The organism is Vibrio sp. 10N.286.49.E11 (assembly GCF_041469505.1).
Classification (GTDB): Bacteria; Pseudomonadota; Gammaproteobacteria; order Enterobacterales; family Vibrionaceae; genus Vibrio; species Vibrio crassostreae_C.
Genome location: NZ_JBFRKQ010000070.1, coordinates 45,000 through 63,639, shown reverse-complemented (window position 1 = coordinate 63,639; position 18,640 = coordinate 45,000). Strand labels below are relative to the sequence as shown.

At 44.5% G+C, this 18,640-nt stretch carries 14 protein-coding genes and 2 pseudogenes; 10 read left to right on the top strand and 6 right to left on the bottom strand.

Annotation, left to right across the window (positions count from 1 at the left end; genetic code table 11):
- Positions 1-32: 32 nt before the first annotated feature.
- The 6 genes and pseudogenes from AB4167_RS16740 (at position 33) to AB4167_RS16715 (ending at position 5,280) form a co-directional block, all read left to right on the top strand.
- Positions 33-602: a porin family protein gene (locus AB4167_RS16740; RefSeq protein ID WP_017070155.1), complete on the top strand. Its 570-nt coding sequence runs from the start codon at positions 33-35 to the stop codon at positions 600-602.
- A 233-nt stretch (positions 603-835) separates the two neighbouring features.
- Positions 836-2,458 carry a phosphoethanolamine transferase gene (locus AB4167_RS16735; protein WP_102393788.1) on the top strand — a complete coding sequence of 541 codons (1,623 nt, stop codon included), beginning with the start codon at positions 836-838 and terminating at the stop codon, positions 2,456-2,458.
- Positions 2,459-2,784: 326 nt separating this feature from the next.
- A complete protein-coding gene (locus tag AB4167_RS16730) occupies positions 2,785-3,720 on the top strand; it encodes a CorA family divalent cation transporter (RefSeq protein ID WP_017062015.1) in 936 nt (311 codons plus the stop codon).
- Positions 3,720-4,295, top strand: a complete 576-nt coding sequence (locus tag AB4167_RS16725; RefSeq protein ID WP_017070158.1) for a mechanosensitive ion channel family protein — start codon at positions 3,720-3,722, stop codon at positions 4,293-4,295. The genes AB4167_RS16730 and AB4167_RS16725 overlap by 1 nt, the downstream gene beginning before the upstream one ends.
- 18 nt (positions 4,296-4,313) lie before the next feature.
- Positions 4,314-4,513: pseudogene (locus AB4167_RS16720) on the top strand (AraC family transcriptional regulator); the annotation flags it as partial.
- 134 nt (positions 4,514-4,647) lie between these two features.
- Positions 4,648-5,280, top strand: coding sequence for a triacylglycerol lipase (locus AB4167_RS16715; RefSeq protein ID WP_048610139.1), 633 nt, complete (start codon positions 4,648-4,650; stop codon positions 5,278-5,280).
- Positions 5,281-5,413: 133 nt separating this feature from the next.
- Here the strand turns inward: AB4167_RS16715 and AB4167_RS16710 are convergent, their stop codons facing one another.
- Positions 5,414-6,388, bottom strand: coding sequence for an arginine deiminase-related protein (locus AB4167_RS16710; RefSeq protein WP_136977772.1), 975 nt, complete (start codon positions 6,386-6,388; stop codon positions 5,414-5,416).
- Between the two features lie 586 nt (positions 6,389-6,974).
- Between AB4167_RS16710 and AB4167_RS16705 the strand changes: the two genes are divergently transcribed.
- Together AB4167_RS16705 and AB4167_RS16700 are read left to right on the top strand one after the other, a co-directional pair.
- Positions 6,975-8,825, top strand: coding sequence for an ABC transporter ATP-binding protein (locus AB4167_RS16705; protein WP_102393785.1), 1,851 nt, complete (start codon positions 6,975-6,977; stop codon positions 8,823-8,825).
- Between the two features lie 286 nt (positions 8,826-9,111).
- Positions 9,112-9,816 carry a hypothetical protein gene (locus AB4167_RS16700; RefSeq protein WP_017065155.1) on the top strand — a complete coding sequence of 235 codons (705 nt, stop codon included), beginning with the start codon at positions 9,112-9,114 and terminating at the stop codon, positions 9,814-9,816.
- 108 nt (positions 9,817-9,924) lie between these two features.
- Here the strand turns inward: AB4167_RS16700 and AB4167_RS16695 are convergent, their stop codons facing one another.
- Positions 9,925-10,413 (bottom strand): Lrp/AsnC family transcriptional regulator, encoded by a 489-nt coding sequence (locus AB4167_RS16695; RefSeq protein ID WP_004732526.1) that lies wholly within the window; start codon positions 10,411-10,413, stop codon positions 9,925-9,927.
- 278 nt (positions 10,414-10,691) lie between these two features.
- Here AB4167_RS16695 and AB4167_RS16690 point away from each other — a divergent pair, with 278 nt between their 5' ends.
- Positions 10,692-10,862, top strand: coding sequence for a hypothetical protein (locus tag AB4167_RS16690; RefSeq protein WP_017071239.1), 171 nt, complete (start codon positions 10,692-10,694; stop codon positions 10,860-10,862).
- A 638-nt stretch (positions 10,863-11,500) separates the two neighbouring features.
- Here AB4167_RS16690 and putP read toward each other — a convergent pair.
- The 4 genes from putP to AB4167_RS16670 form a co-directional block, all read right to left on the bottom strand.
- The gene (putP, locus tag AB4167_RS16685; protein ID WP_102320958.1) at positions 11,501-12,991 is read right to left on the bottom strand and encodes a sodium/proline symporter PutP; all 1,491 of its coding nucleotides are present in this window, start codon (positions 12,989-12,991) and stop codon (positions 11,501-11,503) included.
- 183 nt (positions 12,992-13,174) lie between these two features.
- The gene (locus AB4167_RS16680; protein ID WP_017065152.1) at positions 13,175-13,879 is read right to left on the bottom strand and encodes a 1-pyrroline-5-carboxylate dehydrogenase; all 705 of its coding nucleotides are present in this window, start codon (positions 13,877-13,879) and stop codon (positions 13,175-13,177) included.
- An 11-nt stretch (positions 13,880-13,890) separates the two neighbouring features.
- Entirely contained in the window at positions 13,891-17,028 is a 3,138-nt protein-coding gene (gene putA, locus AB4167_RS16675; RefSeq protein WP_372136772.1) for a bifunctional proline dehydrogenase/L-glutamate gamma-semialdehyde dehydrogenase PutA, read from the bottom strand.
- A gap of 181 nt (positions 17,029-17,209) precedes the next feature.
- Complete coding sequence (locus AB4167_RS16670; protein WP_017065150.1) at positions 17,210-18,034, bottom strand: AraC family transcriptional regulator; 825 nt, start codon at positions 18,032-18,034, stop codon at positions 17,210-17,212.
- 261 nt (positions 18,035-18,295) lie between these two features.
- Between AB4167_RS16670 and AB4167_RS16665 the strand changes: the two are divergent.
- A pseudogene (locus AB4167_RS16665) lies at positions 18,296-18,475 on the top strand (SUMF1/EgtB/PvdO family nonheme iron enzyme); the annotation flags it as partial.
- Positions 18,476-18,640 lie beyond the last annotated feature (165 nt).

The following is an 18,640-nucleotide window of genomic DNA, read 5'->3' as shown; positions in this document are numbered from 1 at the left end:
TACTGCATGACATTAAAGAGTGAGTAAGAACAATGAACAAATTCGCGAAATCAGCATTAGCACTGGGTTTAATCGGCGCGGTTTCTCTTCCTGCATTAGCAGCAGGCACTGACGGTGGTGCGTACATCGGTGGCGGTCTTGGTGTGTACCAAGATTCTGATACAGACGGTCAAGGCAACCTAGACTCAGACGGCATGGGTTACAACCTATACGGCGGCTACCAGTTCAACCGTATCGTAGGTGTTGAGCTTGGCTACAACGACTACGCAGACTACAAAAAAGGTACAGAAAAAATGTCTCCAACGTCTGTTTCTGTATCAGCAAACCTAGGTTACACGTTCGACAACACGATTCGTCCGTTCGTATTGGCTGGTTTAAGCTCTGTTGACCTACACGCAAATAAGAGCGCTGGTTACGATGATGACAGCGGTACCGGTTTCCACTTTGGTGTTGGTGTTGAATACACGCCAATCGAACATCTAACACTACGCCTAATCTCACAAGCAGACGCAGTGAGTGTTGAGAACGACTACGGCTTTAAGAAAGAAGACAAAACACTTGCCTTCAACAGCATTAGCTTCGGTGGTTCTTACAACTTCTAATGTGATTGAACCACATAGAATAAGCTGAACATACTAATTCACTTTGCTGTTCCACCTTGTCATGAAGGTCACTCAGTAAAGTGAATTTTTTGTTTCTACACGCACTATCGCGTCATTTCACTTTAGCCGGTTTATCGCTCACCATTACTTACTGAGCTTTATGCGTTGATATTAGAGCTTTCTTGGTAGCGAGACTAAAATAAAGGGATAAGAGACGCAGGAAAACAAGACCTATGAATCTACCAAGCTTTAACATGTCGATAAACAAGCTGCCTTTTGTGTTGGCCGTGTATTATCTGCTTGTCGTCAATCTACCTCTCTCCCAAGAACTGTTTAGTATTGTTCAGGCATCGAAGTCTGAAAGCGTTGCGTTTCTTATCTCCATTCCTATCTTCTTCCTTGCTGCCTTTAATTTAATCTTCCAAGTCTTCAACTGGCCTATTTTCTCTAAGCCGTTTTTCATCTTATTGCTGATCACCTCAACCTTAGTCAGCTACAGCATGTTCAACTACGGCATTTTTGTAGACTATGGAATGATAGAAAACGTCTTCGAAACCAACAGCGGAGAGGCTGCTAGCTACCTAAGCAGCTATTCTATTTTATGGTTTGTTCTGATGGGAGGAGTCCCGTCACTGCTGCTTTTATTTACGGATCTTGAAAGAGAATCTTGGAAAGATTTTGCTATTGGGAAGGCGATTGGATTGCTCTCTTCGTTGATCGTCATTGCCATCATTGCCGGGTTGTTTTACAAAGATTATGTGTCGATTGGTCGTAATAACTCTCATCTTAAAAAGATGATCATTCCGACCGAATACGTAGCATCAACAGTCAAATACATCAATAACACCTACATCAAACAGCCCATCCCCTATCAAGAATTGGGATTAGATGCTCAACTCAAGCCACAAGCAAAAGCGGCAACCAAACCGACCTTATTGGTGTTTGTTCTTGGTGAAACAGCACGTGTATATAACTACCAATATTATGGCTATGAGAAAGAAACCAATGCTCATACCAAACCCTATAATCCGATCTTTTTCTCTGATGTTCAGTCATGCGGAACAGCCACTGCGGTTTCTGTGCCGTGTATGTTTTCTAACATGAACCGAAGCAACTACGATCGCGACAAAGCCTACAACCAAGATAACGTAGTCGACATTATGAACCGCGCGGGCATTCACTCTATCTGGCGAGAGCACGATGGTGGAGACAAGGCGGTCGCACATCGAATCAAAGAGATGACTCTCGTCGCCAAAGACAGCGACCCGCTGTGTAATAAAGATGTGTGCTATGACACAGCCATGCTAGAGAACTTCGAACAAGATACTCAAGTTCTTAAACAAGATAGCATCATTTTCTATCATATCTCCGGATCTCACGGCCCAACTTACTTTGAGCGATACCCAGAAGATCATAAGAAGTTTGTGCCAGACTGCCCACGTTCTGATATCGAAAACTGCACCAAAGAGCAAGTGGTCAACACCTACGACAACACCATCTTGTACACAGATTTCTTTCTATCACAGGCTATTCAGAAGCTAGAGAAACTCACCGATAAGTACAATGTTGCGCTGATGTACATTTCCGATCACGGAGAATCATTGGGAGAAAATGGCGTCTACTTACACGGCATGCCTTATTCATTGGCACCGAAAGAGCAAACCCATGTGCCTATGATCATGTGGATGTCTGATGGCTTCGCCGAGCAGAAAGGGATAAACCAAACCTGCTTAAGAAAGGCGGGGAAAGAGCAGAGCTTTTCTCACGATAACCTGTTCGACTCCTTGCTTGGCCTAATGGACGTGCAAACCAAAGAATACCGAGAGAACCAAGACATTTTTGCTTCTTGTCGCTAGTGCTTTTGCTTATGTAAACCATCGGAAAACTCGAGTTGCCTGAGCAAGCTCTCCGCAACCTCCCCTAAAAAGAAAAGACCTCGGTCTTTTCTTTTTTTCGTCGCTAACATGGAGCCAGAGTGCTAATTTATAACGACGAAACAATGAGCTACATTTAATAGAGACAATAATGGAAGAGTCCGTCGTACTCCAAAGACCAACATGTCTTATTAGACTTCATCTCACTCACATCGCTCATTGAACTTACCACGATTAAGCTCAGTTCAATACCGCGCCTGAATGGCGCATAATATCAATGTTTACGTCATATCATTAAGGACAAATGAATGGACGCTTTCATAATTTCAAGCTGGCAATTTTCTGAGGGGGTGGCACATGAACACACCACCAGCCCAGCCTCATTCGAGCAATCAACTTGGTATCACTGCCAAAGAGATGCTGACGGTTTGAGAGAATGGCTCCACAGTAATACGGTTCCAAATGCCATCATCGATTCATTACTCACCGATGACACCCGCCCTCGGTTCGAACAATTTGGCCACGACTGTTTTTTGATGATTCTGCGAGGCATTAATCTAAACGAAGGTGCTAACCCTGACGACATGCTTAGCCTACGCATCTTATGGTACAAAGGCACTTTAATATCGACACGTAAAGTTCCTTCAAAAGCGGTCAGTAATCTGATATCTGATCTCAAACAAAACCAAGGCCCTACATCATTACCTGATGTGTTGTTGGGCATGATCCGTGGAATCAACCACAGTATTTCAACCTTCCTAGCACCCGTCGAACTATTAATTGACGAGTTAGAATCTACATCCAATATCGACATAAGATCCATTAACGCTCTACATTCAAGGCTACTCAGACTAAGGCGTTATTTGAAGCCACAGAAATACGTTTTTGAAGATTTAATGAGTGACCTACCTGCGCCATTGAGTAAGCACAACAGTCATATAAAGAACAGCCTTGATACCATCCTGAGAATTAACGAGTCTGTTGAGTTTTACATCGAACAAATTAATGTATTTTTAGCGAGCCTAAGTCAGCAACAAGCTGAAAAAATGAATAGAAATACGTACCTATTTTCTATCATTGCAGGTATTTTCCTCCCTGCTGGGTTTTTCACCGGTTTACTGGGTGTCAATATCGCTGGGATACCCGGAACAGATAACCCGATAGCATTTCCACTATTTTGCGTTGGGCTGCTCGTGGTCATAGCGGCAGAGGTCGTTATTTTGAAAAAATTGAGGTTTATTTAATGGTTGAGTTTTTGCAATCCAATATGTGGCTTAGACAAGTAGTTTTAGGTTTACTTCTTATCACTGTGTATTGGGTGATCAAACGCTTAGGTAAGAACTGGATAGAAACATTAGCGGAAAATAAGCGTGTCGAATTGAAGCGAAAGCAGTTCGTGATTAAGTGTTTCAATATTGTTCTGTTTCTACTCTTCATCGCTGTGTTTACGATTGTTCTTAACTTGGGTTTTGGTGATATTTCTCTGTTCTTGTCTTCGATATTTGCGGTGCTGGGTGTCGCTTTATTCGCGCAATGGTCGATTCTAAGTAACCTCACAGCCAGCGTACTAATATTTTTCGTCTTCCCTTATCGCATTGGCGACAGAGTAAGAGTCGCGGAGAAAGACGAAGACATCAGCGGTGTGATCATCGATATCACCATGTTCCATGTTATTCTTCGACACAGTTCGGGCAACATTATCACCTACCCTAATAACCTGATCCTACAAAAAGGCGTAATCAAAGTTTTGGTTGAACCGGAAGCAAAAAGTGAAGCAGGTGATACTGAGCTAACCAAAACTGAAAATTCAGAATCATAAGATCTACTGGTGCCTTAGATATCGGCAAGTCAAACAGATAGACACAGCGAACTGATTCGTAAGATATTAAAAGAGCTTAGTTCGACATGGATTGCAAAACTTGGCGATAAAGGACATTAGAGAGAAGCTTCAATAAGGTAAAAAGTCTAACACCCAATACTTACGCCAAACAAGGCGGATTAACCATAGATGTGTATGGTGGAGCGAGATCGGACTAACCCAACCTTGCTCTATAACGAACGCTCTGTTTATAACTTACACCTCTGCCTTTTGTGTCTCATTCGTAGCAAGTTTTATTGAGTTTAGAATTGCGACTAAATATACTGGGGACATCATCAGACGGAGGACAAAAATGAATAATAAAAACAAACATATAGTTTTAATTCATGGTCTATATATGCCTGCGTTGATCATGCAGTATCTGGATAGAAACTTCAAAAAACGCGGCTTTACAACGCACAAGTTTGCCTACAACTCGCTGCGTTTCCCTTCTGCAGCCAAACGCCTCAATCGCTTCGTAAATGCTCGCTTTAATGAGTACGATGAGGTCTATTTTTTTGGTCACTCACTCGGTGGCTTGCTGATTCGCCACTACTTTAAGTTCTACCAACCCGACTTTGCAGACACCTGCATTATTACCGCAGGTACGCCGCACAATGGGGCAACCATAGCCAAAACGTTGTCGAATCATGGTCTTGGCTTTATCTTTGGCTCGAGCAAGATGATCTTAAGTGATGGCTTGGGTGATTATGATATTGATGTGCCGATTGGCGTGATTACCGGCACCTATGACGCTGGTGTAGGGCGCATTGTATTGGGCAGAAACCCAGGTGATGGCACAGTCACACTCGAAGACGCCAACCTGAGAGGAGCAACGGATACTTACGCCCTCAAACTCAACCACACGGCGCTCGTCTACTCCAAAGAAGTCGTAACACTGTCGGCTCAGTTCATCGAACACAGAGCTTTTAAGGACGCTTCATAGCTTATTTCCATTAGCTTTTGCGCGTTGACTCCTGTATCGAGCTCTGTTCTCTTATATGTGAAAGACAAAAACAAAAATACCACTCTGCGATAAGAGTGGTATTCAAAGATTCATTACTGAAAGTGAGTGCTTGTTACAGACGATTTACTCGCGTTGGTAAAAACACCTCACCCAACATGCATCGCACCGAACCACCGCCAATGTCTTCAATCGTTTTCACGTTAAATGGCAGCAGTTTTCCATGCGTCGAAAGCTGAGCTAACTGGGCTGGAGAAAACGCATCGTAAGCCGATTGAGACATCGCGATTACCTTATCGCCATTCACGGTTTCCAATTGCAGAATGTTGCCGCAGAATCGGTTCATCTGATCGATCGAGATCGAGATAACTTGCTTGTCTTTTGCAAGAGATTTCACCACAAAGCGGCGTTCAAACTCAGGAATCACTTCATCACAGATCACGCAGAAGTTATCACCAATCGCCATCATCACATTGGTGTGATAAATCGGCTGACCAGACGGTAATGCCGTTTGGAACGAAACCACGCGAGAATAACCAATACGCTTCGCATAATCTTCTAATACTTCACGGTCGCAACGCTGAGAAAGCGCCGCATAAATCGTCTTATTGATGTGATCGATAACCATCACACCGGTGCTCTCTAGATAAGAACCTTGCGCGATGTAAGACTCTAGAGACTCGCTATGGTTAACAATGCGACCCGACGCTTCTAACGCTTCAATAAGAGCATTTGGCTTAACTTCATTCTGACGGTTTTCACAGGCCATAGGGAAAGTGAATAAACTTCCATCACTACAAGTACTGAACCAGTTGTTTGGGAACACTGCGTCAGGGGTTTCGACACCCAATTCTGGGTAATCAAACTCTACAACTTGCACACCTTCTTTACGCAACGAAGCCACCATAGCCTTAAATTCGGCCATCGTTTCTAGCTTCACCTCAGCTTCGGTCAGATTGACTCTGTGCTGAAACTCGTTGTCACGTGCTGTTTCTTCGTTAAATCGAAACTCTTTTGGCGGAACCATAACAACGCAATTGGCATTTTGAACATTAGTAATATGAAGTGATTTTTTGTGTAGGTTTAACATCTCAACCGTCCCTATCTTTTATTTACCTCAGAATTGTAAACAACTTGTTACGAAAAGATTCACTGAAAATAATAATGATTTGAATATTTATCCCAAACAATTACTGCAGATCTTAGATTAATCGGTAATTTTTACTGCAAGATAACAGCACATCAGAAAGAACCAACTGTATGCATATTCGTTAAGTCACTTTATGGATAAATATTCTGATTCCATTTTCTCGCCCATCACGAGTTTTGATTACAATTCAATCCATTTAACGTTAGGATTATCACCGTTGCATAACAATCAATTACGTTTGAAATAAGCTTAACTTTTCCTGTCTAATTCAATCTAAAATAAGCGTCATGAAAGACACTCTTTGGACCTTTCCTGTATCGCTTAGACAAAGTTTTAGTGTTTTAAAGCCAAGTGCCTAAATAGGCGCTAGAACAAAATCCATCGAATGACTTAATACTGATAAGAACCCATGGGCGCTTATATAATTTCAAACTAAGACAGTTAAATTTCGAATCAAGACCATAAAAACAAAGCTGCACCAACGATGCAGTCGCTTATAGATGCACTAGTTTATAAAGGGAAATCTATGTACAAGAAATTTGAAGGCTTTACTGAAGCCTTTCCAAAGGGAGAGCCGATACAACCTCCTACTGGCATACTGGCATTCTGCCGCCATTACACTCGAGGTTTCGAAAAACCATTGATTTTGCTCGGGTTGATGAGCATGACCATCGCGATCATCGAAGTCGCGCTGTTCGGTTACATGGGGCAATTGGTCGACTGGCTATCAACAAGCAACCCAGACACTTTCTTAGCAGACAACGAATCGACATTGATGGGGCTCGGTATTCTGCTGTTGGTTGTGATGCCAATCTTGATCAGTGTTTACTCGCTATTGCTTCACCAAACTTTGCTGGGCAACTACCCAATGTCGATTCGTTGGTTAGCACACCGCTACCTTTTGAAGCAAAGCCTGTCCTTCTATCAAGATGACTTCGCCGGACGTGTCGCGACCAAAGTGATGCAAACCTCGCTTGCAGTGCGCGAAACTGTGACCAAGATGGTCGATGTGTTTGTCTACGTGACGGTTTACTTCACGGCGATGCTGTTCATGCTTGCTGAATCAGATTGGCGCTTGATGGCTCCGATGCTGATTTGGCTATTCGTTTACATCGGTATTCAACTGCACTTCGTGCCAAAGCTAAAAGACGTGTCTTCAGAGCAAGCGGATGCTCGTTCACTGATGACAGGTCGTATTGTTGATAGCTACACCAACATCGCGACGGTGAAATTGTTCTCACACAGTAAAAGAGAAACCGAATACGCCGAAGAAGGCATGGAAGGCTTCCTAGATACTGTGCACCGCCAAATGCGCTTGGTAACCGGCTTCAACATCTGCGTGGAATTCGCTAACTATCTATTGGTGTTCAGCATTGCGGGTATCTCTATCTACCTATGGCTAGATAGCGCAATCACCGTGGGTGCAATCGCGATTGCGGTCAGCTTGGCTCTGCGTATTAACGGCATGTCGAAATGGATCATGTGGGAAATTGGTGGTCTGTTTGAAAACCTAGGTACCGTGATTGATGGCATTAAAACTCTGTCTAAGCCTATTGCTATTGAAGACAAGAAAGACGCGAAGCCTCTGGAGGTTCCACAAGGCGGTATCAACTTCGACAATGTAAGCTTTAACTACGGTGAGAATAAGGGGGTGATCAACAACCTAAACCTCAACATCAAACCGGGTGAAAAAGTGGGTTTGGTTGGCCGTTCAGGTGCAGGTAAATCGACCCTAGTTAACTTACTACTGCGTTTCCACGATGTAGAAAGTGGTCGCATCCTGATTGATGACCAAGAGATCTCGAGCGTTACTCAAGATTCTCTGCGTAGCAACATAGGTATGGTGACCCAAGATACCTCACTGCTGCACCGTTCGATCAAAGACAACATTCTTTACGGTCGACCAGAGGCATCAGACGAAGAAGTATACGCGGCAACTAAACAAGCACACGCGCATGAGTTTATCGAAACGCTAACCGACCCGTTTGGCAACATTGGTTACGATGCTCAAGTAGGTGAACGTGGCGTTAAGCTTTCTGGTGGTCAGCGTCAACGTGTCGCTATCTCACGTGTTCTTTTGAAAAATGCACCACTATTGGTTCTCGATGAAGCAACTTCTGCACTCGATTCTGAGGTAGAAGCGGCCATCCAAGAGAGCTTAATTGAGCTAATGGAAGGCAAAACGGTTATTGCGATTGCACACCGCCTGTCGACCATTGCTGCGATGGATCGCCTGATCGTGCTTGATGCCGGCAATATCGTAGAAGAAGGCACGCACCAAGAGCTGATTAACCAGAATGGTATTTATGCGCAGCTATGGAATCACCAAACCGGTGGCTTCATTGCCGATGACCTTGAGCAAGCTACAAACGCTTAATTTTTGTGCTATTTTAAAAGTGCGATGTGATTCACAGCAATTTGTTTATTAGCGGTAAATTACACATGGCAGAATGTTATGTCGTAATTATATAATGACATTAACACCAAAGACGCATCGCTTGCGCGTTCTGGAATAAGGCTAGACTTCGGGGGGAGGCTAGCCTTTTTTATGCCTGCTATTTGGCGCTCTTTGCTACCTGTCCAATAAACTTCATCGATCCTTTTGTTTTTTTCTTGGCGTTTTTTTCTTAAAATGCGCGCAATATTCTTTCTAGAGATCAACCATGAACAAAAGTGTCTTAACTAACGTTATCGCGTTAGCGCTGCTTGCTGGCGGCTATGCGACAGCAAACCAATACTTGCTTTATGCAGGCCTATTCGCCTTTTCTGGTGCCATCACCAACTGGCTTGCGATTCACATGTTGTTCGAGAAAGTACCCGGCCTATACGGTTCTGGAGTGATTCCAGCGCGCTTTGAAGAGTTCAAGGCGGCCATCAAGCAACTGATGATGGAGCAATTCTTTACAGAAAGTAACATCGACCGCTTCCTAAGCAGCGAGATGACAGGAAAGTCGCTCAATCTAGAGCCTGTGATTCAGAAGATCGACTTTAACCCTGCATTCGACTCACTGGTGCATGTTATCGAGAACTCTCAGTTTGGCGGTATGTTGGCAATGTTTGGTGGCACAGAAGCACTAGAGCCAATGAAAGCGCCGTTTGTTGAGAAGATGCAAGAATCTGTGATTGAAATCAGCAAGAGTGATTCTGTAAAAAATGCCATCAAAGACGAGCTAGAATCGCCTGCGATGATGGATGAAATCAAAGAAAATATTGAGGCGATCATCGATCAGCGCTTGAATGAACTAACACCTAAGCTGGTTAAAGAGATGGTTCAGACCATGATCAAGAAACACCTTGGCTGGCTTGTGGTTTGGGGCGGTGTATTCGGTGGTGTGATTGGCTTAATCTCTGCGGCCATTACGCTTTAAGGCGAACAAGTTTATCGGATTGCTCTTTATCTGACGCTCAACAAAAAATGGAAGCTTATTGCTTCCATTTTTTATATCTAAATCACGTTGGTAAGCGAAATTAGGCCACTATTTTAGAGTTGCCAACAACTCAGGGTTCACGCCGAAGCCCTTTTTATGCTCTTCAATCACCACTTCACTACGTGTCTGAATCACACCAGGCAAGGTGCCCAGCTTGGTGGCCATAAACGCTTGGTACGCCTTCATGTCTTTCACTCGAACCTTGATCATGGTGTCAAAGTCACCCGACAGTGAGTAGCACTCTTCCACCTCAGGCATCATTTCCACGGCTTGGGCAAATTTGTCGAAGATCGAAAAGCTAGTCTGATCGAGACGGATATGGATAAAGACTTGAACATCGAGTCCCAGCTTTTCTGAACAAAGCTCAGCATGATAGCCCGTGATGTAGCCCTCTTTCTCCAATCGCTTGAGTCTATCAGAGCAAGGTGACGTCGTAAGGTTGACCTGTTTTGCCAGTTCAACAACAGGTAAACGCCCTTTCATATGCAGAATTCTTAGTATCTCTTTATCGATACGATCGAGCTGATGCTGAGACATAACATTCCTTAAACATTCTAAATTCCGCTCAGTATATTCCATACCAAGTGCAATCGAAGAAAACCTCGCTCACACATTTAAAAACTAAATGCACGGATGATATTCACGCCAGATATAAACACATACAAATAGATAAGAACCCTTATAAATCAAACTCTGGTTATTAACAAATTATTATTGAAATGACCCGATTAACAAATAAGTTGAGCCGGAAACGAAAGAAAGGATATAGGCCAAAGTGAATAATATAATTATCAAAGAGAAAGGATGACTCTATTATGAAAACGCAAGAACTCGCATATAAACCTTACGGTATTGGTTCATGGACACACGTAACGGTATCAAAAGATGTTGCTCAAGCACTAGCAAGTGAATACTCAAACTATGGATGGGAAGTGAAGATTGATGGCAATGCCATTGAAGCTGAGCTTGCACTCAAGGCTGCTTAGAAACACAAAAACCTCCTAGCACGGAGGTTTTTTGAATAAAGTTAGTAAGCACTTACTATGAGTTAGGCTAGGCCAACTTGGGGAACAGCACTTCCAGTTTCGCAACGACAATTGCACGTGCGGCAGAAGTGCTGAGTTTCCATATCGTAGTACAGGTTTCCACTAAATAGTTTTGACGTCCATTGCATCATACGGCCAGAAGCTGTCTCGGGCTCTGATTCACAACGTTTCATTATAGACTTATGTAGTGTTGTTTTTTTACATCCTTTGCAATAGAGATCAGGCATACCTTTGTCCTATAGGTCTTTAGTGGTTACTGACAATTGACACATCATGTCCAATTCGGTTCCACAATTCACCGAGCTAATGACAAAAGTGAGCGCCAAGTTCAAAAAATAGCCATTTTTCTGTTTTATTTTTTGACATCACACGCCATTGAGTAAGTTGATCTTTCCCTTCTCACGCAAGATCCTACCGCTTCGATTTACATTGTAAACCCCCATTTCAATATCAGAAAACCTCGAATAAACTTAATTTGAAATAAGACAAAGGTCGTACTCACATAAAAAAATAGAGCCACCGAAGTGACTCTATTGTTCATGTCTTTTGCTAATTCATTGGTATTTTTACAATGTAAATTAGTCTAGCTCAACAAGGTTCTTCTCGAACTCAGCGTGTTGCTTCTTAACTTCGTCTTCTGGCTCGCCAGTGATTAGGCTCACGATAACGATAGAGATAGTTGATAGGATGATTCCCGGTACGATTTCGTAAACATCGAACCAACCGCCCGTGAACTGTTTCCAAAGTACAATCGTAACACCACCAACAACGATACCCGCTAGAGCACCGTTACGGTTCATACGAGACCAGTATAGGCTCAACACGATAGCTGGACCAAATGCAGCACCGAAACCAGCCCATGCATAAGATACAAGGCCAAGAACTGAACTGTCTGGCGTCATCGCTAGCACAAGTGCAATTAGAGAGATTAGGATTACCGCGAAGCGGCCTACACGAACGATCTCTTCAGACGTCGCATCTTTCTTAAGTACTTGCTTGTATAGATCTTCTGCCATCGCAGATGAAGAAACAAGAAGTTGTGAATCCGCAGTACTCATGATTGCCGCTAGGATTGCAGCAAGTAAGATACCTGCGATTACTGGGTGGAACATCGCGTTCACAAGAAGCATGAAGATCTTCTCGCCATCGTCTAGCTTAGGCGCGCCAGAGTTAGTCACGTAGATTAGACCAACAAGACCTACTAGCATTGCACCAACCATAGACAGAGCAGACCATACCACCGCGATACGACGCGCTGTTGTTAGGTCTTTGTTGCTGCGTGTTGCTTTGAAACGAGCAAGGATGTGTGGCTGACCGAAGTAACCTAGACCCCATGCCGCTAGCGAGATGATCGCGATAGCAGAAAGTGGCTCACCTTTCACATCATTCCATAGCGTGAGAAGCTCTGGGTTGATGTTGTGAAGATCAGTCGATAGCTGACCAAGACCACCGTTCATCGCTGCGATTGGTACAATCAATAGCGCAGCAGACATCAGCAGACCTTGAACCAAATCCGTCCAAGATACCGCAAGGAAACCACCAAATAGCGTGTAAGAAACCACACATACTGTACCGATGATTACCGCTGTTGTGTAATCTAGGCCGAATACTGTTTCAAACAATTTACCACCTGCTACCAAGCCAGAACTTGTGTAGAAAAGGAAGAATAAAAGGATAAAGAAAGCAGAAATTGTTTGGATCAGCTTAGAATTATCATTGAAACGACGAGATAGGAACTCAGGTAGCGTCAGTGACTCTGTTGTAATGCTGTAAGTACGCAGACGCTTAGCACTGATTAACCAGTTCGCCCAAGTACCAACTAGCAGGCCACCAGCAAGCCAGAATGCTTCAAAACCAGCAGCATAAGCGTAACCCGGTAGACCAAGTAGTAGCCAACCACTCATGTCTGATGCACCAGCAGAAAGTGCAGCAGGCCATGGGCCTAGCGAACGACCACCTAGGAAGTAGTCTGTCGAGCTAGAAGTACGTTTGTAAGCAATAACACCGATTGCCAGCATCATAATTAGATACGCAATGAACGTCGTCGTTATTGCAAAACTGTTTTCTATCATTTGATAGTCCTCATTTGTAAAAAGCCTTCCATACCTAATTCAATGCAAGACACTCACCGTAAAGGCAAGCGAGTGCATTGAGTTAGGTATTGAGGCTCCAAGGCACTATGAGTTAAATCCAAAGATGGTGAAACCAACAATGGAGAAAACAAAAGTGCTTAGAGCCAATGTAACTGAAGGTTAGTGAGCTTCGCTTCCAAGTTCGAGCAAGGTCGCGTTACCGCCCACGGCTGTTATATTTATAGTTCGCGTACGCTCGGTAATGAAACGCAGCGATAAGTGTGGATCGTGAGCAACATGCATTGCTGTCAGATCCGTTTCAGCTACTAAACTGACGATGGCACCGTCACGCTTAGCAAGTTGTAAATTGATAGCTTGAGCCGTTTGTGAGTTACCTACGTAACCTGCGCTACGTACATCGCAAGACAGCAGCTGTTGAGCCGCGTCGTACGAAGCAACCTGCACCAAGTTCGTCGGTAAATTCGCTTGTTTCGCTGCATCAGCGATCAAGGTGTTGAATTGCACGTCATCACTGCACAATTGCACGCTGTTACCCGCTAATAGTGCTGCGGTAATCATCGCGGTTGCTGTTTGCAGTGCTGGCTCTTTGTCTTGGCAATCATCAACAATCACCAAAGCCACACCACGTCCTGCAGCATACAGCTCGTTTGTTTCACCAGTCGGGCCAGCCATTAGGTGCTGCTCAGAAAGCAGCGCAGAGGCTTGCTCTAGGTGATAAGTTGCCACTGCCGCCAAAGACGTAGATTGGCTTTCGATCTCTGATTTGAATGCAAGTACCTGAGCACTCTTATGATCAAAGTCGGTAAGATTCCATTGTTCCCACGCTAACAAAGCATCAGAAAAACCTGTCACTTGATGAACCATGATACTGCTCCTTATGCCTTGTCTTGTGATTGAGAAAAATGAACATCAGTAAAGCGGTATAGGTAGTGAGGACCACCCGCTTTAGGGCCAGTACCCGACAAACCTTGACCGCCGAATGGTTGAACACCAACAACAGCGCCCACTTGGTCACGGTTGATGTAGCAGTTACCCACACGAATGTGTTTCTCGATCCAACGGTAAGTTGTTTCGTTACGGCTGTGGATACCCATAGTTAGACCAAAACCGGTTTGGTTAATTTGGTCTACTACTTGTGTCAACTCACTCGCTTTGAAGCGAACGATATGCAGTACAGGACCAAACTGCTCTTCTTTCAAACAGCTGATGTCATCGATTTCAAATGCACTTGGTGGAACAAAGTCACCATGTTCACAATCCGCTCCTAGAGAAAGTTGAGCCACTTTCTTCTGGGTCTTAGTCATATTTTCTAGGTGCGTCATCAACTTCTGCTTCGCGTTTTGGTCGATAACTGGGCCCACATCCGTTTTATGAAGATGTGGAATACCAACGCTTAGCTCATCCATCGCACCGTGAATTAGTCCAATCACGCGATCTGCAATGTCTTCTTGAATGTAAAGCACACGTAGCGCAGAACAACGTTGACCTGCTGAAGCAAAGGCAGAACGAATCACATCACGAACCACTTGTTCAGGCAGTGCAGTACTGTCGACGATCATCGCGTTCTGACCACCGGTTTCCGCGATAAACGGTACTGGTTTAGCGTTGCGGCTTGCTAGTGACACGTTAATGCGTTGTGCAGTTGGGGTTGACCCCGTAAAGGCAACGCCCGCAATCGCATCATGACTGGTTAGCGCACTGCCGATCTCAGCGCCACGACCCGGTAGTAACTGAATCGTGCCAGCAGGGAAACCCGCTTCATTCATCAATTCCACTGCGCGAGCTGCAATTAAGCTTGTTTGTTCTGCAGGCTTAGCCACAACCGTGTTACCCGCAACTAAAGCTGCTGTAATTTGGCCAAGGAAAATCGCTAGAGGGAAGTTCCAAGGGCTAATACAAACGAACACGCCACGACCTTGTCGAGAAGCAATTCGTGTTTGGCCATCAAAACCTTTTAGTTCGAAACCTTGTAGGTTATCCGCTTGTTTTGCGTAGTAACGACAGAAGTCGACAGCTTCACGCACTTCGTCAACGCTGTCGTGAATCGTCTTACCCGCTTCTTGATGACAAATTGCCACCAGCTCAGCCAGGTTTTCTTCCATCAGATCCGCCAACTTCTCAAGCGCAGCGGCTTTGGTTTCAACCGATGTCGCATTCCAATCAGCAAATGCGGCGTCTGCACCAGTGATCGCTGCGGAAACATGATCAAGGTTAGCGAAAGCCACCTGACCCACATTAATTCGACGATCATAAGGTGCAGTCACTTGCTCAACGTTCTGATCAGCCTTGATCATGCTTTCGGCAAGAGATTCACCGTTGATCACTGGGCCAGCAGTCCATTGATTGTTCAAAAAGCCTTTTACTTGCTCTTCAAACTGATGCGCTTCGCTTTCGATATCAATGTTCACACCGTATGAGTTCTTACGCTCAGGGAATACCGCTGGCGGCAGAGGAATCTTAGTGTTGTTCAATGTATCGAATGCCAGAAGCATATCGACTGGGTGTTGAGTCAGCTCTGCCACAGGGCAACGAGCATCAACCAGACGGTGTACAAACGAGCTGTTTGCGCCGTTTTCTAGCAAGCGACGTACTAGGTATGGCAGCAGATCTTTATGGCTACCAACCGGTGCGTAAATACGTACCGACTGTTGGTAAGCTTCCATTGCATGGTTGTAAAGTGAATCACCCATGCCGTGTAAGCGTTGGAATTCAAAGTCTTTATGGTCGGTCATTACGGCAATAGCAGAAACCGTGTGAGCATTGTGGCTTGCAAACTGCGGGAAGATATTGCCACGAACGCTTGGGCTCAATAGGTAACGCGCACACGCTAGGTAAGCTACATCAGTCGCTTCTTTGCGCGTGTAAACAGGGTAATCAGTAAAGCCCGCTTGTTGCGACCATTTGATTTCGCTGTCCCAGTACGCGCCCTTCACTAAGCGAAGCGGGATTAAATCACCCTGCTCTTTCGCTAGGCGGTTTAGCCATACTAGAACCGGTAGTGCACGCTTTGAGTAAGCTTGAATAACCAGACCAAATTTACCCCAACCTTTTACAAGATCAGTGCGGTACAGTTTTTCGAATAGTTTAAGAGATAGCTCTAGGCGATCCGCTTCTTCCGCATCAATCGTAATTGCAACATCAAGCTCTACTGCGCGGCGCAATAGCTGCTCTAACGTGTCGCAAAGTTCCGTCAATACGCGGTCTTCATTCGCCACTTCATAACGTGGGTGAAGCGCAGAAAGCTTGATAGAAACAGACGGTGCTGGGCTAGATTTTGAAGAGACGTATGTGTCTCGACCTACGGCTTCAATCGCCATTAGGTAATCTTTGAAGTATTTGTTTGCGTCAGCAGTGGTCAGTGCCGCTTCACCTAGCATGTCGTATGAGTAGGTAAAGCCTTTGTCGCGCATCGACTTACCGTTCTTCTGCGCTTCAGCAATGCTGCGACCAAGAACGAATTGGTGACCCATCACCTTCATCGCTTGGTGCATCGCTTTACGAATCACCGGCTCAGAAAGCTTGTTCACTAAACGGTTAACCGCTTGACCTGCACTCTGCTCTTTAGATGAAAGTCCAACCACCTTGCCTGTTAGCATTAGGCCCCAAGTTGATGCGTTAACAAAAACCGAGTCAGAATTCTTCAGGTGAGATTTCCAATCCGCAACGCTAAGTTTGTCGCGAATCAACGCATCAGCGGTTGCCGAATCAGGAATACGCATCAAGGCTTCCGCCAGACACATTAGCAAGATGCCCTCTTGAGTATCTAAGCTGTATTCAAGCAACAAGGCGTCGATCATCTGAATAGATGTTTTATCCGCACGGATAGACTCAATCAACGACGTCGTTTTGTCTGTAATTTGCTGCTTTTCAGACTCAGAAGGGGTAGCTAGCGGCAGAAGTTGCTCTAGCCATTGGGTTTCATCCACCATATATAATGGTGAGATAAGCGTCCAAAGATCAGCAAGCGACTGCTCATTGAATTCTGGCTTTAACACATCAGTAGCTGTAAACATGCGTTTTCCTTAATCTCACACCCGAAAAGAGTTCGGGATCTCTACAATGGCTGCAGTGTATTTAGAGTATATAAGGATTACTTGTCAAAAACTCCGAGTTTTTTGCTAAAAACTCGCTTTATTAACAAAACAAACACAAGGTCACATATGAAACTTTAAAATAATATGCCGTTTTGTTTCACTATTTAACAGAAATTTTCTTTTTGTATTGGGATGGTGACATGCCTTGAAGGCGTGAAAAGGTGTGAGTAAAGGAAGATTGACCGGAGAAACCAGCCAGTTCAGCGACCTGACCAAGGCTTAGATTACCTTGTTCAATTAAACGACGAGAACGGTCGATGCGCTTGCCAAGAACGTACTGGTGAGGGGTAATGCCCATTTGCTCTTTGAATAACATATGGAACTGGCTTTCACCCAAGAACACACTACCCGCAAGCTGCGCGACGGAGATCTTGTTTGCTAAATGCTGTTCTATGTAGCGATCCAACGCTTCAAGATCAAAGCGTGAATCTTTGATTGAGGTTTCAAATGCCGAGATGTGCCTTTGCATCAATGCAATCACCGTATCATTGCACGCACGGCTTAATAACAGATCATCAGGACTGGCCTGCATCTCTTGCACCAACATATGGATAAGCTTTTGAATTTGCGCATCTAATTGGAAGTAGACGTTCGATGATTCTAACTGGTTAATCTTCTCTAGCATCAGAGGGTCATCATCGGTTGGCATAGGCATGTTGAGCACGAGAATATCCGACTGACCAACCACTCCGCCGAAAGCATGATCAGAGCTCGCTGTCACCACACAACCTTGTCCTGGGCCAACAAGATTCCCCTTACCACTCACTTCAAATTCCGCCTGACCTTTTAAACCAATCACCACCTGAGAATAATGGTGATCGTGGCAATCCATATGCGATGGCAAAGTGATGATCTCAGCAGGACGAGGGCCAGTAAGGCCTAGCGGAGAAAGGTCTAGGTTAGGAAAGGGTAAAGGTTTAGACATGACAGAAAAATACTCGGGTCAACATAGTAAGAATAATACTCTTAAATGCGCATAAGATGAATTTGTAAATGCTCATGAGAGTTATTTGCTCGCGAGAATGAAAAGATCATTATCGCGATCATCTTGATCATGCCTCCGGAAGGATGATCAAGAGTGTACAAACTACGGGCATTGTAAAACCAATCGTTCCGGCGAGTTTAGGGACTTCACAAGCAATCACACAAGCACGAACACGAACACGAACACGAACACGAAAAACATTTTACAGGCTTCTACGACATGGTGGGTAATGTATGGGAATGGACAACCGTTCAGAAAGGCCTAGCGAAAGGTGGCGCGTGGAGCTTCTCTCCTGAAGAAGCAAAAGTGTTTAACGAACTGTACGTACCGCCTTCAACGGCAGCGAACTATCTAGGATTCCGAGTAGTACGAGAGCTGTAGGCTCCCAGTCATAGGCTCAGAACCCCAAATATTTACTCTAGGTTCTCAATTATCACATTGAGCAACATTTATAGGGGAATTCCCCCCTTATGCATAAGCACTCCTAGGAGTAGATTCGTCGATAGAGTAGTAAGTCACTCTGGGTATCAAATTGATGCCTCAGTT

Excerpts from the sequence above, each read along its gene's own strand:
- AB4167_RS16740 (WP_017070155.1), top strand. The coding sequence starts at position 33 with ATGAACAAATTCGCGAAATCAGCATTAGCACTGGGTTTAATCGGCGCG.
- AB4167_RS16735 (WP_102393788.1), top strand. The coding sequence starts at position 836 with ATGAATCTACCAAGCTTTAACATGTCGATAAACAAGCTGCCTTTTGTG.
- AB4167_RS16730 (WP_017062015.1), top strand. The coding sequence starts at position 2,785 with ATGGACGCTTTCATAATTTCAAGCTGGCAATTTTCTGAGGGGGTGGCA.
- AB4167_RS16725 (WP_017070158.1), top strand. The coding sequence starts at position 3,720 with ATGGTTGAGTTTTTGCAATCCAATATGTGGCTTAGACAAGTAGTTTTA.
- AB4167_RS16715 (WP_048610139.1), top strand. The coding sequence starts at position 4,648 with ATGAATAATAAAAACAAACATATAGTTTTAATTCATGGTCTATATATG.
- AB4167_RS16710 (WP_136977772.1), bottom strand. The coding sequence starts at position 6,388 with ATGTTAAACCTACACAAAAAATCACTTCATATTACTAATGTTCAAAAT.
- AB4167_RS16705 (WP_102393785.1), top strand. The coding sequence starts at position 6,975 with ATGTACAAGAAATTTGAAGGCTTTACTGAAGCCTTTCCAAAGGGAGAG.
- AB4167_RS16700 (WP_017065155.1), top strand. The coding sequence starts at position 9,112 with ATGAACAAAAGTGTCTTAACTAACGTTATCGCGTTAGCGCTGCTTGCT.
- AB4167_RS16695 (WP_004732526.1), bottom strand. The coding sequence starts at position 10,413 with ATGTCTCAGCATCAGCTCGATCGTATCGATAAAGAGATACTAAGAATT.
- AB4167_RS16690 (WP_017071239.1), top strand. The coding sequence starts at position 10,692 with ATGAAAACGCAAGAACTCGCATATAAACCTTACGGTATTGGTTCATGG.
- AB4167_RS16680 (WP_017065152.1), bottom strand. The coding sequence starts at position 13,879 with ATGGTTCATCAAGTGACAGGTTTTTCTGATGCTTTGTTAGCGTGGGAA.
- putA (WP_372136772.1), bottom strand. The coding sequence starts at position 17,028 with ATGTTTACAGCTACTGATGTGTTAAAGCCAGAATTCAATGAGCAGTCG.
- AB4167_RS16670 (WP_017065150.1), bottom strand. The coding sequence starts at position 18,034 with ATGTCTAAACCTTTACCCTTTCCTAACCTAGACCTTTCTCCGCTAGGC.